The following is a 14,627-nucleotide window of genomic DNA, read 5'->3' as shown; positions in this document are numbered from 1 at the left end:
TCGCCATGACCACCCGCGCCCTGCACGAGCTGTTGCGCCAGGTAGCGCCCTTGGCCCCGGCATTGAGCATCAGCGATGTGGCTGAACGCTTCCTCGACGCCGAGCACCGTTCCTTTCTCTCGCTGCCGGTGGTGGATAGCGCTGGCATGCCCCTGGGGCTGGTCAGCCGCAACGGCCTGCAGGACATCTTCATGCAGCGTTTCGGCCGCGACCTCTGGGGCCGCCGCCCGGCCAGCGACGTGATGAACGCGCAGCCGCTGAAGGTGCGCGTCGACCTCAGCCTGGAGGAAGCCTCGCAGCAGGTCACTGCGCAACTCAGCTACCCGATCACCGAAGACTTCGTGCTGGTGGATGAGCAGGGCTGCTACCTCGGCCTGGGCACCGTGCTCGACCTGCTCAAGGCCATGGAACAGCGGGTCGCCCAGCGCAACCGCGTGCTCAACCAGACCCTGCAGGACCTGCGTGAATCCCAGGCGCAGCTGGTGCAGTCGGAGAAGATGGCCTCGCTGGGCCAGATGGTCGCCGGCGTCGCCCACGAGCTGAACACCCCGCTGGGCTACGTGAAGAACAACGTCGCGCTGCTGCGCGAACTGCTGGTGCCGCTGCTCGCCCTGACCGAAGCGCAGGCGCTGCTCACCGAGTGCCTGGACGATGCGGCTTGCGACCCCGAACACCTGGCCCGTGCCCGCGCCGCCTTCGAGCAGGCCCGCGATGACGCCGCGCTGGAACAGCTGGTGGGTGACCTTGACCAGCTGTTTGGCGACACCGATTTCGGCCTCGCGCAGATCGGCGAACTGGTCGGTGGTCTGAAGGACTTCGCCCGCCTGGACCGCGCCCGCAGCGAGGAGGTCGACCTCAACGACTGCGTTCGTAGCGCCCTGCTGATCGCTCGCAACAGCATCAAGGAAAAGGCCGAGGTGGCCACCCAGCTGGGCGCGCTGCCCAAGGTCGCCTGTGCCGCCAGCCAGATCAACCAGGTGCTGCTCAACCTGCTGACCAACGCCGCCCAGGCGATGGAGCGGTTCGGCCTGATCCAGGTGAAATCCTGGGCCGACGAAAGCCACGTGCACCTCTCGGTGCAGGACAACGGCAAGGGCATGACCGAGGAGGTGCGCGCGCGCATCTTCGACCCCTTCTTCACCACCAAGCCGGTGGGGCAGGGCACGGGCCTGGGCCTGTCGATCAGCTACAAGATCGTCCAGGACCACGGCGGCCGCATCCGCGTGGCCTCGGAGCCCGGACGCGGCACACGATTCCTCATCAGCCTGCCGCTCGCGCAGGCCAGCGAACTGAAACGGAGCGCCTGAACATGAGCCAGCAGCCTGTCCGCATCCTCTTCGTCGACGACGAGGAGCGCATCCTGCGCAGCCTCGCGATGCAGTTCCGCCGGCACTACGAAGTGCTGGTGGAGACCGATCCGCACCAGGCCCTGCAGCGCCTGCGCGATGAGCGTATCGACATCCTCGTCAGCGACCAGCGCATGCCGCAGATGACTGGCGCCGAGCTGCTCGCCCAGGCCCAGGAGATCGCCCCGGATACCCTGCGTATCCTCCTCACCGGTTACTCCGACCTTGACGCGGCAGTGGAAGCGCTCAACAGCGGCGGCATCTTCCGCTACCTGACCAAGCCCTGGGACCCGCAGGAAATGGCCTTCACCCTGCGCCAGGCAGCGGAGATCGCCCTGCGCCAGCTGCCGGTCGAGCCGATCGACACCAAGGCCATCAGTCGCGTCGTCGCGCCGCTCAACGTGCTGCTGCTGGACGAGGACGCCGAGACATTGGCCAGCGTCGGCGAGTTCTGCAGCGCCGGCACCCACCAGTTGCACCGTGCGCGCAACCTGGCCGAGGCCATCGTGCGGCTCAACAGCGAGCCCATCGACATCCTGGTCAGCGACCTGAAGCTTGCCGGCGAGGACACCGCGCCGCTGCTCAAGTCCCTGGCCCAGGCCCATCCGCGCCTGCTGAGCATCGTCGTCACGCCGTTCCGCGACACCCAGGACCTGCTGGCGCTGATCAACCAGGCGCAGATCTTCCGCTACCTGCCCAAGCCGATCCGTCGCGGGCTGTTCGAGAAGGGCCTGAAGGCCGCCGCCGAACAGGCGCTGCTGTGGCGCGCGCAGCCCGAGCAGAAGGTCGCACGCAGCGCCGAGGTGCCGCGCGAGGACCGCGAGCGGGAGAAGGTCGGCAGCCTGCTGGGCATGCTCGGCCGCCTGCGCGAACGGCTCAGTGCCTGAGCGCCGCCGCCGACGCAGCATTCCTGCCGGGCGGGCTACGGAAGTCGGCGCGTTTCTGCGACAATGCGCGCCGATTTTTTCGAACGCCGCGAGAGAGCCCATGTCCGCCTGCCAGACCCCGATCATCGTCGCCCTGGATTTCCCCACCCGCGAAGCCGCGCTGGCGCTGGCTGACCAGCTCGATCCGAAACTGTGCCGGGTGAAGGTGGGCAAGGAGTTGTTCACCAGCTGCGCCGCCGGTATCGTCGAGACCCTCAATGGCCGCGGCTTCGAAGTCTTCCTCGACCTGAAATTCCACGACATCCCCAACACCACCGCGATGGCCGTGCGCGCCGCCGCCGAGATGGGCGTGTGGATGGTCAACGTGCACTGCTCCGGCGGCCTGCGCATGATGAGCGCCTGCCGCGAGACCCTGGACGCCTTCAACGGCCCATCGCCGCTGCTGATCGGCGTGACCGTGCTGACCAGCATGGAGCGCGAGGACCTGGCCGGCATCGGCCTGGACGTCGAGCCGCAGGAGCAGGTACTGCGCCTGGCGGCGTTGGCGCAGAAGGCCGGCATGGACGGCCTGGTGTGCTCCGCCCAGGAAGCGCCGGCGCTGAAAGCCGCGCACCCGGCGCTGCAACTGGTCACCCCCGGCATCCGCCCAGCCGGCAGCGCCCAGGACGACCAGCGGCGCATCCTCACCCCGCGCCAGGCGCTGGACAACGGCTCCGACTACCTGGTGATCGGCCGCCCGATCAGCCAGGCCGCCGACCCGGCCAAGGCCCTGGCCGAGATCGCCGCCAGCCTGGCTTGAGCCCTTTCTCTGCATTGAGAAGCTGCCAGAAACGAAAAAGCCCGCATCGTTGCGGGCTTTTTCGTTTCTGGTTTGCTGCATTGCCGTAGGCCCAGTGCTTCATTAAATGCCGAATCTGCTGTAGGGCGCATAACCCGGAACGGGTTATCCGCCGCGATGGCGGATAACGCCGGAGGCGTTATGCGCCCTACATTGAGCATCGGTGCCCTGACGCGAAGTCAGTTTGCTTGCGCTACTGGTTCCCGACCCACCCAGCGCTCGCGCAGCACGTCGTAGACCCAGTTGAACACCAGCGCGTAGGGCAGGAAGAACAGCACCAGGCCGATGTCGAGGATGAACGCCTCCAGCAGGCTCACCGACAGCCACCAGGCGGCCAGCGGCACCAGCAGGATGATCAGGCCCAGCTCGAACAGCGAGGCGTGCAGTACACGCACCGAAAGGGTCCGGGAAAAGCCCATGCGGTTCTGCGCGCGGTCGAAGGCGGCGTTGAACAGCATGTTCCACACGGTGGCGATGGCCGAGAACATCAGGGTCATGGCGCCCATGTGGCCCAGCGGCTTGTCCATCAGCCAGGCCAGGGTCGGTGCGCAGATGACCACCGCCAGCAGTTCGAAAAGGCCGGCGTGGAACATCCGCTCTTTCAGGGTTTTGGTGGGAGTCATGGGGTATCTCCAGGCATGAAACTCTCAATCACGAGAAGGCCGACTCCGTCGGTCCGGCGCCATTATCATCGGTCGACCGGCTGGATCTAAGTTGGATACCATCGGCTTAACCGATGGAAGAGGGTGCCACCATGCAATACTCCCCCGAATCCCTGCAGGCTTTCGCCGAGGCCGCCTGCCTGGGCTCCTTCAGCGCCGCTGCACGCAAGCTGGGCAAGAGCCAGTCCACCGTCAGCGAGGCCATCGCCCGCCTGGAGATCGACCTCGGCCTGACCCTGTTCGACCGCAGCGCGCGCCAGCCGCAACTGACCGAAGCCGGCCATGCGCTGCTCGGGCGGGTGGAAGAGGTGCTGATGGCCAACGACCGTCTCGGCCAGCTCGCCCATCAGCTCGTCGGCGGATTGGAGTCGCGGGTGACCCTGGCGATGTCCGACACCTACCAGTCCGCCGAATTCGAGGCGCGGCTGGCGGAAATCGATGCCCGTTATCCGGACCTGGAGTTCGAATGGCTGATCGCCGAGGACAGCGATGTGCTCGACCTGGTGGTCCAGGGCCGCGCCAGCCTGGGGCTGCTGGCAGCGCAGAAGGATTACCCGCCGGACGTGAGCTCGGCGACGCTGAGCGAACAGGCCGAGTTCGGCCTGTTCGTCAGCCGCGACCATACACTCGCGGGCCGCGCGAGCGTGGAGCGCGAGGACCTGCTCGCCTACCGGGCGCTGCGCCTGAACACCTACCTGGACGATGCGGCGCCGATGCTCGGCGGGCGCTGCTGGAGCGCACCGAACTACCTGCTGTTGCTGGACATGGCGGTGCTGGGGTTCGGCTGGATCGAACTGCCCAGCTGGATGGTGGGACGCTTCGCCAGCGGGCGCATGCAGGAGCTCAAGGTCGCCGGCTGGCCGCGGCGGGTGGCGGTCGACGTGATCTGGTCGCGGCAGCGGCGGCTGGGGCCGGCGGCGAGTTGGTTGGCGGAACGCCTGCTGGGGCGTTGAGGCGCTCTGGATAACCGCTCTGCATCACAGATTGCGGACTAAATGTGTCGAAGCCTTTGATGGTCGGCGTGACACCAGTAGGATCGGAGTTTTCCTAGATTGAGAGGTCAGGATGCGCGCCAAGCTGGAAAATTGTCTGAAGGCAGTAGATGAAGTCCTACTCGGCAAGGACATCCAGGTGCGACTCGCCCTGACCTGCCTGCTCGCCCGTGGCCACCTGCTCATCGAGGACCTGCCCGGCATGGGCAAGACCACCCTCAGCCACGCCCTGGCGCGGGTGCTCGGCCTGAGCTTCCAGCGCATCCAGTTCACCTCCGACCTGTTGCCCGGCGACGTGCTGGGTACCTCGGTGTTCGACAAGGACACCGGGCAGTTCGTCTTCCATCCGGGGCCGATCTTCTCCGAGCTGGTGCTCGCCGACGAGATCAACCGCGCCACGCCCAAGAGCCAGAGCGCTTTGCTGGAAGCCATGGAAGAGGGCCAGGTGACCATCGAGGGCGCGACCCGCCCGCTGCCCGAGCCGTTCTTCGTCATCGCCACGCAGAACCCGGTGACCCAGGGTGGCACCTTCGCGCTGCCCGAGTCGCAGCTCGACCGCTTCCTCATGCGCCTGTCCCTGGGCTATCCCGGCCGTGCGGCGGAGAAGGCCCTGCTGCTGGGCGAGGCGCGCCGCGACCTGCTGCCGCGCCTGGAACCGATGCTCGAACCCAATGAGCTGATGGCATTGCAGGCCGAGGCGCTGCAGGTGCGCGCCAGCGACGCGCTGGTGGACTACGTGCTGCGCCTGGTGGAAGCCACCCGCAGCCAGCCGGCCTTCGCCCTCGGCCTGTCGCCGCGCGGCAGCCTGGCGCTGCTGGCGGCGGCGCGCGCCTGGGCGCTGCTGGCCGGGCGCGACTACGTGATTCCCGAGGACGTGCAGGTGGTGCTGCCATCGGTGGCCGGCCACCGCCTGCGCGACCAGGCCGACCCCGCCGGCCATGGCGGCGGCGCGCTGGTGCAGTGGCTGCTGCGCGAGGTCCCGGCGCTCTGATGGCGGCCCTGCCCGCCTGGGTGCGGCCGCGCTGGCAGGGCTGGATCGCCCGGCGCATCCCGCCTGCGTCCAGCCTGCAGCTCAACCAGCGACGCATCTTCATCATCCCCACGCGGCAGGGCATGGCCTTCGGCGTGGCGCTGCTGCTGATGCTGCTGACCGCAATCAATTACCAGAACAGCCTGGCCTACGGCCTGACCTTCCTGCTGCTGTCGCTGTTCATCGTTGCCATCCTGCACACCTACCGCAATCTCGGTGGCCTGCGCCTGACGGCGCTGGGTGCGCAGCCGGTGTTCGTCGGCGAGCAGGTCGCCTTCCGCGTGCGCCTGGAAGGTGAAGGCCGCCCGCGCCAGGCCATCGCCCTGGGCTGGAGCGCCGAGCGCCTGCAGTTCGCCGATGTCGCCGCCGACCAGGCCGAGGAACTGCTGCTCAGCCTGCCCGCCGAGCGCCGCGGCTGGCTGCGCCCTGGCCGGCTGCGGGTGGAGAGCCGCTTCCCGCTCGGCCTGCTGGTGGCCTGGAGCTGGGTCGACCTGGACCAGGCCGCACTGGTCTATCCCCATCCGCTGCCTGGCGATCTGCCGCTGCAGGCCGGGGTGGCGGACGACGACGAGGAGGGCGCCCGCGCCGTCGGCCGGGGCGTGGATGACTTCCAGGGACTGCGTCCCTACCAGAGCGGCGACTCGCGCCGGCGCCTGCACTGGAAGGCCTACTCCCGTGGCCAGGGTTTGCTGGTGAAGGACTTTTCCGCCCTGGCCGGACGCAACCTCTGGCTGGATTTCAACAGCCTGGGTGGCGATGCCGAAGGGCGCTTGTCGCGCCTGTGCCACTGGGTCCTGCAACTGTCGCTGCGGCAACAACCCTTCGGCCTGAACCTGCCGGATGCACAGGTGCCGGTGGGCCTGGGCGACGGACACCGCGAGGCCTGTCTGCGCGCCCTCGCGCTGCACGGAGTGCGCCCATGAGCGGCGCGACCGCCGTCGCTGCCCAGCCGATCCCGCGGGTCGCGCTGACCTGGCTGCTGGTTGCCCAGGCCGTGGTGATCATTCCCCACCTGGAGCACCTTCCGGTCTGGATCGTCGCCCTCTGGCTGGGCTGCGCGGCCTGGCGCGTGCAGGTGTTCCGCATGCGCGCCGCCTATCCCAGCGGCATCGCCAAGCTCGGGCTGGTGGTCCTGGCCGGCCTGGGCGTGTGGTTCTCCCGCGGCTCGCTGATCGGCCTGGATGCCGGCGTGGTGCTGCTGATCGCCGCCTTCGTGGTCAAGCTGGTGGAGCTGCGCACGCGTCGCGACGCCTGGGTGCTGATCCTGCTGGGCTTCTTCGCGGTGACCACCAGCTACCTGTTCCAGGACGACATCCTCGCCGCCGCTTTCAGCCTGCTGCCGGTGCTGGCGCTGCTGGCGGCGGCGATCGGCCTGCAGCAGAGCGGCTTCGCCGCGCGCCCCTTCACCACCCTGCGCCTGGCCGGCAGCCTGCTGCTGCAGGCGCTGCCGCTGATGCTCCTGCTGTTCGTGCTGTTCCCGCGCATGGGGCCGCTGTGGTCGCTGCCGATGCCGGGCAACCAGGCCGTCACCGGCCTGAGCGACAGCATGGCACCAGGGGACATGGTCTCGCTCAGCCAGTCGCCGGAGCTGGCGTTCCGCGTGAGTTTCGACGGTCAGCCGCCGCCCCACTCGCAGCTGTACTGGCGGGCGCTGACCCTGGAGCGCTTCGACGGCGTACGCTGGAGCGCCGCGTTCCAGCGTGGCGACGTCGCGCCGCAATGGCGCGAGCAGGGCGCTGCCTTGAACTACCAGGTGCTGATGGAGCCCAACGGCCGCCCCTGGCTGTTCGGCCTCGACGTGGCGCAGGCCACCCAGGGCCATGCGCGGCTGATGAGCGACTTCCACCTGGAGCGGCGGACGCCGGTGCGCCAGGCACTGATCTACAACGCCACTTCCTGGCCCGAAGCCCAGCTCGAACCCACTGATGGCGCCCGTGCCCAACGGGTCAACCTGGCGCTGCCCAAGGCCGGCAACCCCAGGGCCCGCGCCTGGGCGCAGGAGTTGCACGAACGCTATCGGCAACCCGCCGACCTGGTGCAGGCGATGCTGCGGCACTTCCGCGAGCAGCCCTTCAGCTACACCCTGCGGCCGCCGGACGCGGGGCAGGAGCGGATCGACGGTTTCCTCTTCGACACCCGTGCCGGTTTCTGCGAGCACTATGCCGGCGCCATGACCTTCGTGCTGCGCGCGGCGGGGATACCGGCGCGGGTCGTCACCGGCTACCAGGGCGGCGAGCTGAGTCCATCTGGCAACTACCTGAGCGTGCGTCAGTTCGACGCCCACGCCTGGGTCGAGTACTGGCAGGACGGCAGCGGCTGGACGCGGGTCGATCCCACCGGCGCGGTGTCGCCGGAGCGCATCGAACAAGGGCTGGAGGCGGCCATGAGCAGCGAGGGCAGTTTCCTCGAACAGGACCCGTTCTCGCCGCTGCGCTATCGCAACATCTCGCTGATCAACGACCTGCGCGCCGCCTGGGACAACCTCAACTATTCCTGGCAGGTTTCGGTGCTGGGCTACCAGGGCGAGCAGCAGGATGGCGTGCTGCGGCGCTGGTTCGGCGACCTCGACCGCAGCTGGATCGGTGCCCTGCTGGTGGGCGGCGGCGGGCTGCTGCTGGGACTGCTGGCGCTGCTGCTGTTCAAGCCCTGGCGGCGCGAGCGCGACCTGCAGTTGCGCAGCTTCCAGCGCTTCGAGCAGTTGCTGGCGCCGCTGGGCGTGCGCCGCGCGGCGGGGGAGGGGCCGCGGGCGTTTTCCCGCCGCGCGAGCCAGGCCCTGCCAGCCCACGCCGAGGCGATCCGCGTCTACGGCGAAGCCTTCGAGGCGCAGCGTTTCGGTGGCGCGCGGCAGGACCCCGGTGCCCTGCGCGCGCACCTCGCGCGGCTGCGCCGCGAACTGCCGTGGAAGCTCTATCGCCGCCAATGAGCGCAACCCTGACCCAGGCCGCTTGCCGGAGTGCCGGCGAGGGCTAACCTGAGATTTCCCCTGCCCAGTGGAGTACGCCGTGACTGCCTTCAGCGATTACCTGGTGAGCCATCTGATCGAACAGGAGGTGGCGCTGTTCTCCGCTTCCTCCCGCCTGCGGGCCGCGTCCGATCCCGAAGCGCTGCACGACCTGCGCATCGCCGTACGGCGCCTGCGCAGCCTGCTGCATCCGGTGCGTGGCATGCCCGGCATCGACGAACTGGAGCAGGCCCTGGGCGACATGGGCCGGCTCAGTGGCCCGCTGCGCGACCTGGAGGTGCTGCTGCCGGTGCTCGAAGCCCAGGGCTATGATCGCGCCGCCGCGCTGCGCCGGCCGGCACTGCTGTCCGGCTACGCCACGCTGCTCGCCAGCCCGCAGTGGGAGCGGCTGATGATGCGCCTGGACGGCTGGCCGCAGTTGTGGCGTACCGCCGAGCGTCACGATGTGCTCAAGGGGTTGCACGCCAGGGTCGAGAAGCGCTTGGCCAAGGAGTGGCAGAAGCTGCGCGCGGCGCTCAAGGACCCGGAGCACGACCGCCATCGCCTGCGCCTGCTGATCAAGCGCGTGCGCTATTCCCTGGAGGCGTACCCGAAGGAATCGGCGGTGCCGCAACGCCTGCTCGCGCCGCTCAAGGATGCGCAATCCGCCCTGGGCGAATGGCATGACTACGAGCAGTGGCTGATCCGCAGCGAGCGCGAGCTGGACCTGATGCCGCTGCAGCCGCACTGGAACGCCCGCCACGACCTGGCCGAGCAACTGGCCGACGAGAGCCTCGAAGCGCTGGAGAAGGCCCTGCATCGAAGCCATTGATGGCGTGGCATTTCCTGCCGGGGACAAGGCTTTGGATGGTTTGCCGCGGCCGCCGGGCGACCTAAGATCGTCGGCAGTCCCCTATGGAAGAGTGCACATGACCTTCACCGAAATGCTCCAGGCGGCCCGTACCGCGCCCTTGTCCCTCGTCATTCCCGCGGCGTGGGCCCAGGGCCGCGCCAGTTTCGGCGGGCTGGTGGCGGCGCTGGCGTACGAAGCGATGGCGGCGGTGGCCGAAGCCGGTCGCCCGGTGCGTTCCCTGGCGCTCACTTTTGTCGGTCCGATCGAGGTCGAGGTGCCGGTGAGCTTCGAGGCCGAGGTGCTGCGCGAGGGCAAGTCGGTCAGCCAGGTTTTCTGCCGCGCCGTACAGAACGGCCAGGTGGTGCTGCTGGCCCAGGGCAGCTTCGGCGTGGCGCGCGAATCCGGCGTGCAGGTCGAAGGCCTGCCGCCGCCGGTTTTCAAGGCCATCGAGGACTGCCAGGAGCTGCCCTACATCCGCAAGCTGATGCCGGCTTTCACACAGAACATCGCCATGCGCTGGGCCGTCGGGCACATGCCGTTTTCCTCCAGCCGCGAGCGCGAGATGGGCGGCTGGATGCGCTTTCGTGGTGACGGCGTGGGTGAGGAGCCGATGGAGATCAGCCACCTGCTGGCGTTGATCGACGCCTGGCCGCCTGCCAATCTGCCGCACCTGAAATCGCCGGCGCCGTCCAGTTCGCTGACCTGGACCGTGGAGTTCGTCCAGCCGCTGCCGGCGATGCCCGCCAACGGCTGGTGCCAGTACCTGGCGGCCATCGAGCATGCCCGTGACGGCTACGGCCACATCGCCGCGCAGACCTGGTCCGCCGACGGCCAGTTGCTGGCGATCGGTCGGCAGACGGTCACCATCTTCGGCTAGCCGCCCTCAGGGGCCGGGCGCCGTTTCCGTGCGGTTGCGCCCGCCCGCCTTGGCCCGGTACAGGGCACGGTCAGCACGGGCCAGCAGGTCTTCCAGGCGCAGTTCGCCGTCGCGCCGTGCGGCCACGCCGATGCTCAGGGTCAGACGCACGCGGCTGCCATCTTCGCTGGTGAAGGACAACGCCTGCACGCTGTTGCGCACCCGCTCGGCCACCTGCCGGGCCTGCTGCAGGTCGGTCTCGGGGAGGATCGCGGCGAACTCCTCGCCGCCCAGGCGGCCCAGCAGGTCGACTTCGCGCAGGCTGTGGCTCAGCTCCCGCGCCACCGCCTGCAGCACCGCATCGCCGAAGGCATGGCCGTGGGTGTCGTTGATCGGCTTGAAAAAATCGATGTCGAGCATCAGCGCCGAGCATTGGCGGTTGTAACGCTGCGCACTCTTGAGCAGGGCCACGCCACGTTTGACGAAGGCGTGGCGGTTCTGCAGGCCGGTCAGCGGGTCGGTGGTGGCCAGCAGGCGCAGCTCCTGCTCCATGGTCTTGCGCTGGTTGATGTCGAAACTCCACACCAGCGAGGCGGGGCGGCCGTCCACTTCCATGCGCCGCGCCCAGACGATCGCCCAGTAGGGCGGGTTGCCCGCCAGGCGGGTCTCCCAGCTGTCCAGCTGGCCGTGTTCGGCCAGGGACAGGCGGAAGCGGGCTTCCTCATCCGGGTCGTCGAACAGCCGGTGCAGGGTGAAGGGCTCGTGCGGGCGGATGCCGGTGCGCCGCAGCAGACGCGGGCTGACGTAGTGGGCGCGGGAGTCCTCGTCGCTGAGCAGGGCCACGTCGCTGGGACTGGTGTCGAGGATGTAGCGCAGCAGCGCCTTGCGTTCGCTCAGCTCATGGGTGCGCTGCTCGACGCGTTGCTCCAGCGAATGGTTGAGGTCGTTCAGGCGCTGGGTCAGCAGCAGCTTGCGCCGCGAGTTGGCGATCACCCGCAGGGCCAGCAGGACGCTGCACAGGCCCAGGCCGGAGAGGACCCAGGCGAGCAGGTTGAAGGCGTGCTGCAGGTCGAGGCGCTCGGCGTCGAGGTAGTTGGTCAGGGCGATGTTGGTGGCCACCACCAGCTCATGGGTGGGTTCGAGCAGCGGCGGCAGCTCGCGTTGCATCTGCTCGGCCAGCACCTTCGCCGCCTGCGGCTGGCCCCAGGGCGCGCGGGCCAGCCAGTCGTCGCTCAGGCGCTGAATCCGTTCCAGGGTGGCCTGGATCTCCGGGCGCGGCATGCCCAGGTAGGCGTAGATGGGCGTCTCGCGCAGCGGCGGCAGCAGGCTGGAGAGGACCTCGACGCGGGTTGCCAGGGCGTCGCTGTCGCTCCTGCCGGCGAGTACCTGGCGTGCGGTGTTCAGCGAACGGTCGAGCTCCGCGCGCAGTTGGTACGCCTGCCATAGCTCGCTGTGGGCATCGGGGTGGGCCAGGTGGCGGACGTGCTGGCGCACCATCAGCAGGGCGGCGCCGGCGCCGACGGTCAGCGCCACGATCAGGGCGCTGAGGACGGTGATGATCAGACGGCGATGGCGCCGGCCGGGACGATGCGGGGGCACGACGCTCACTCCACGGTAATGCGGCTGACCTGCCAGACGGTGCGGTTGAAGTACACCTGGGTGCGCAGCTCCGGGTGATCGACCATCGGGTAGATGATGAACAGCGGGCCGCGCTCGGCGATGCCGATGAGCTGGTCATCGCGGCGGTAGGCGAGGATCGGCTGGAAGCGCTCGAGGTCGCTCATCGGGATCAGCGCGGAGTAGTCGTTCAGCGCCTCGATGCGCAGATATTGCGCGTCATGGCGCGGGGTGCCCACCAGCAGGTCGCTCAGGCGTACGCCATGCCAGGCATGCACCTGCGATTCCTCCGGGAGCATGGAGCGCAGGCGGTGATCGGGCAGGGCCTGCAGCTGCGCCAGGTTGAAACGGCGCGTGAGCTGCGGCTGCCCGGCCACCGCCAGGGTCAGCACAGTGCGCTGGGCAGCCGGCTGCTGCGGGGCGGCAAGGGCGTTTGTGCCAGCAGTGATGCCAATAAACAGGCAGGCAAAAATGCCAATAAAATGACGAAAAGCCGACATCTCAACAGCTCGTGACGAAATCTCGTCAATTATATCGGCGAACCGGCCCTGGACTTGAATGGCCGAAATGCCGCGCTTTGCTGTTAAGCCCGGCTGGGTGCGAAGGACTACGGCCGAGGGTTGCGCCAGGCCCGCCACCAGGCGCCGCTGAGAACGAAGCGCGGGAAGGTGACGAATTGCTCGGCGAGCAAGCGGCCCACGGCGTCCTGGCGATCGCTGAAGGGCTCGGGCGCCTGCTGCTCCAGCTTGTGTCCGCGGCCCTGGATCGCCAGCGAGGCGACCATGCCGATCACGCCCAGCAGGATGGCCGCCAGGCTCAGGCTGAACAGCCCGCTGAGCAACGTCAGCGCGCCGAGGATGAACAGCGGCACGGCGATGATGTGCAGCGCCAGGTTGGTGGGGTGGCGGTGGTTGGCGGCGTAGCCCTGCCATTGCCAGGCGAACAGGTTGGGTTGGCGTTTGCCCATGGCGCGACTCCCTGGGTTTGCAGGCCCGAGACTGAAAAGCCCACCTGGGTGCCGGTGGGCGCAATGCCAGCAGTCTAGGTGCAGCCGCGTCACCCGCGCCAATGGGCGCAGGCTATGCGGGCGATAGGGGCTGTACGGGAGTCAGAGGCGCAGCTGGCGGATGGCGCGGCTGAGTTCGCCGGCAAGATCGGCCAACTGGTGGCTGGTGCCGGCCGAATCCACGGTCTGCTGCACGGTGTGCTCGGTGACGTCGCGGATGCCCACCACCGAACGGGTCATTTCCTCGGCCACCTGGCTCTGCTGCTCGGCGGCCACGGCGATCTGCGTGTTGCTTTCGCGCATCAGCGCCACGGCCGAGGCGATGGCGGCGAGGGCCTCGCCGGCCTCGCGGGCTTCCTCGACGCAGCCGTCGGCCTTGATCGAGCTTTCCTGCATGAACTCCACGGCGTCGCGGGTGCCGGACTGCAGCGCGCCGATCATCTGGGTGATCTCGTCGGTGGAGTCCTGCACGCGCTTGGCCAGGTTGCGCACCTCATCGGCCACCACGGCGAAGCCGCGGCCCATCTCGCCAGCACGGGCGGCCTCGATGGCGGCGTTGAGGGCGAGCAGGTTGGTCTGTTCGGCGATGCCGTGAATGACGCTGACCACGCTGCTGATCTTGTGACTGTCCTGGGCCAGCTGCTGGATCATTTCGGCAGTCTGCTGCACGCCCTGGGACAGCCCGGCGATGGACTGGCCGACGCGGCCGACCACCTGCTGGCCGTTGCCCGCCAGGCGGTCGGCTTCCTGCGACTGGTCGCGGGTGTCGGCGGCGTGCTGGGCGATGTGGTGGACGGTGGTGGACATCTCGTTGATCGCGGTGGCGGCCTGGTCGGTCTCGCTCTGCTGGCCGAGCATGCCCTGGCGTACCTGGCCCATGCTGCTGGCGAGGCTGCGGGCGCCTTCATCGAGGCGCCCGGCGGCCTGGGCGACAGTGCCGACCACGCGTTGATAGCCGGCCTGCATGGCGTTGAACGCAGTAGCCATCTGGCCGACTTCATCGCGGCTTTCCAGCGGCACGCGGGCGGCCAGGTCACCGCTCTTCTCCACGTGCAGCATCACGTCACGCAGGGTCAGCAGGTGGGTGAGGATGAAGCGGATGAGCAACTGCGAGGCGCCCAGCAGGGCCAGCATGAGCACCAGCACGGCGCCGGCGTAGGGCAGGGCGCGGTCCTCGAAGACCGTCCAGAAGTCGCCACCGGGAGCGAGCACGGCGACCCGCTGGCCGTTGCCGAGATCCTGCACGTAGGCACCGGCCAGGGCACCGTTGCGGCTCTGCGCCCCCTGCAGGTCGACCCAGCCGCTGGCGCGTGCCAGCGCGGCGGTGTCGATGCCGGCGATCTGCGGCGCGCTGCCGCTGGCGAAGCTGATGAGGTTCGCCGAAGTCGGCAGCGCCGAGCCGGCCGGCCAGTTCTTCAGCAACTGCGCCTGGGCCTCGGCACCCTGGCGTGCCTGCTGGTTGCGCCCGTCGAGCTCCTGGTGCATGGCGAACAGCACCAGCAGCAGCGTCGTGACGAAGGCGACCGCGTTAACGGCCCAGAATTTGTACTTGAGGGAAATATCGCGGATCCAGGCGGCCATAAATCTCTTCTTGTCGGT

General features: G+C 68.7%; 15 protein-coding genes. 10 read left to right on the top strand and 5 right to left on the bottom strand.

Annotated elements, in window-relative coordinates; all coding sequences use genetic code 11:
• Positions 1 to 5: 5 nt before the first annotated feature.
• The 3 genes from HNP46_RS06120 to pyrF all read left to right on the top strand — a co-directional run bounded on the left by HNP46_RS06120 (position 6) and on the right by pyrF (position 3,032).
• Positions 6 to 1,307, top strand: coding sequence for a sensor histidine kinase (locus HNP46_RS06120; RefSeq protein WP_184586819.1), 1,302 nt, complete (start codon positions 6 to 8; stop codon positions 1,305 to 1,307).
• Between the two features lie 2 nt (positions 1,308 to 1,309).
• Positions 1,310 to 2,233, top strand: a complete 924-nt coding sequence (locus HNP46_RS06115) for a response regulator (protein ID WP_184586810.1) — start codon at positions 1,310 to 1,312, stop codon at positions 2,231 to 2,233.
• Positions 2,234 to 2,333: 100 nt separating this feature from the next.
• Positions 2,334 to 3,032, top strand: coding sequence for an orotidine-5'-phosphate decarboxylase (pyrF, locus tag HNP46_RS06110; protein WP_184586808.1), 699 nt, complete (start codon positions 2,334 to 2,336; stop codon positions 3,030 to 3,032).
• Positions 3,033 to 3,250: 218 nt separating this feature from the next.
• Here pyrF and HNP46_RS06105 read toward each other — a convergent pair whose 3' ends face one another.
• Positions 3,251 to 3,694 carry a multidrug/biocide efflux PACE transporter gene (locus HNP46_RS06105; RefSeq protein ID WP_184586806.1) on the bottom strand — a complete coding sequence of 148 codons (444 nt, stop codon included), beginning with the start codon at positions 3,692 to 3,694 and terminating at the stop codon, positions 3,251 to 3,253.
• Between the two features lie 131 nt (positions 3,695 to 3,825).
• On the opposite strand from HNP46_RS06105, the gene HNP46_RS06100 reads away from it, so the two are divergent.
• The 6 genes from HNP46_RS06100 (at position 3,826) to HNP46_RS06075 (ending at position 10,426) form a co-directional block, all read left to right on the top strand.
• Positions 3,826 to 4,686: a LysR family transcriptional regulator gene (locus HNP46_RS06100; RefSeq protein WP_184586804.1), complete on the top strand. Its 861-nt coding sequence runs from the start codon at positions 3,826 to 3,828 to the stop codon at positions 4,684 to 4,686.
• A gap of 112 nt (positions 4,687 to 4,798) precedes the next feature.
• Entirely contained in the window at positions 4,799 to 5,716 is a 918-nt protein-coding gene (locus HNP46_RS06095; protein WP_184586802.1) for an AAA family ATPase, read from the top strand.
• Positions 5,716 to 6,678, top strand: a complete 963-nt coding sequence (locus HNP46_RS06090; protein ID WP_260403097.1) for a DUF58 domain-containing protein — start codon at positions 5,716 to 5,718, stop codon at positions 6,676 to 6,678. Before HNP46_RS06095 ends, HNP46_RS06090 begins: the two co-directional genes overlap by 1 nt.
• Entirely contained in the window at positions 6,675 to 8,678 is a 2,004-nt protein-coding gene (locus tag HNP46_RS06085; RefSeq protein ID WP_184586800.1) for a transglutaminase TgpA family protein, read from the top strand. Before HNP46_RS06090 ends, HNP46_RS06085 begins: the two co-directional genes overlap by 4 nt.
• Positions 8,679 to 8,757: 79 nt before the next feature.
• Entirely contained in the window at positions 8,758 to 9,528 is a 771-nt protein-coding gene (locus tag HNP46_RS06080; protein ID WP_184586798.1) for a CHAD domain-containing protein, read from the top strand.
• Positions 9,529 to 9,625: 97 nt separating this feature from the next.
• Positions 9,626 to 10,426 (top strand): acyl-CoA thioesterase, encoded by an 801-nt coding sequence (locus HNP46_RS06075; protein WP_184586796.1) that lies wholly within the window; start codon positions 9,626 to 9,628, stop codon positions 10,424 to 10,426.
• Between the two features lie 6 nt (positions 10,427 to 10,432).
• Here HNP46_RS06075 and HNP46_RS06070 read toward each other — a convergent pair whose 3' ends face one another.
• Positions 10,433 to 12,004 carry a GGDEF domain-containing protein gene (locus tag HNP46_RS06070; protein ID WP_184586794.1) on the bottom strand — a complete coding sequence of 524 codons (1,572 nt, stop codon included), beginning with the start codon at positions 12,002 to 12,004 and terminating at the stop codon, positions 10,433 to 10,435.
• A 5-nt stretch (positions 12,005 to 12,009) separates the two neighbouring features.
• Entirely contained in the window at positions 12,010 to 12,300 is a 291-nt protein-coding gene (locus HNP46_RS06065) for a hypothetical protein (protein WP_260403096.1), read from the bottom strand.
• Here HNP46_RS06065 and HNP46_RS35775 point away from each other — a divergent pair.
• The gene (locus HNP46_RS35775; RefSeq protein ID WP_260403095.1) at positions 12,286 to 12,537 is read left to right on the top strand and encodes a hypothetical protein; all 252 of its coding nucleotides are present in this window, start codon (positions 12,286 to 12,288) and stop codon (positions 12,535 to 12,537) included. The genes HNP46_RS06065 and HNP46_RS35775 overlap by 15 nt on opposite strands.
• 92 nt (positions 12,538 to 12,629) lie before the next feature.
• On the opposite strand, the gene HNP46_RS06060 is transcribed toward HNP46_RS35775, so the two are convergent.
• Both HNP46_RS06060 and HNP46_RS06055 read right to left on the bottom strand, forming a co-directional pair.
• Positions 12,630 to 12,989 carry an Mpo1-like protein gene (locus HNP46_RS06060; protein ID WP_184586793.1) on the bottom strand — a complete coding sequence of 120 codons (360 nt, stop codon included), beginning with the start codon at positions 12,987 to 12,989 and terminating at the stop codon, positions 12,630 to 12,632.
• 141 nt (positions 12,990 to 13,130) lie between these two features.
• The gene (locus HNP46_RS06055) at positions 13,131 to 14,609 is read right to left on the bottom strand and encodes a methyl-accepting chemotaxis protein (RefSeq protein WP_184586791.1); all 1,479 of its coding nucleotides are present in this window, start codon (positions 14,607 to 14,609) and stop codon (positions 13,131 to 13,133) included.
• Positions 14,610 to 14,627: the final 18 nt, after the last annotated feature.

The sequence above is a fragment of the Pseudomonas nitroreducens genome, from assembly GCF_014204515.1.
GTDB classification, from domain to species: Bacteria; Pseudomonadota; Gammaproteobacteria; order Pseudomonadales; family Pseudomonadaceae; genus Pseudomonas; species Pseudomonas nitritireducens_A.
This window is presented reverse-complemented; position numbering and strand designations above follow the sequence as displayed.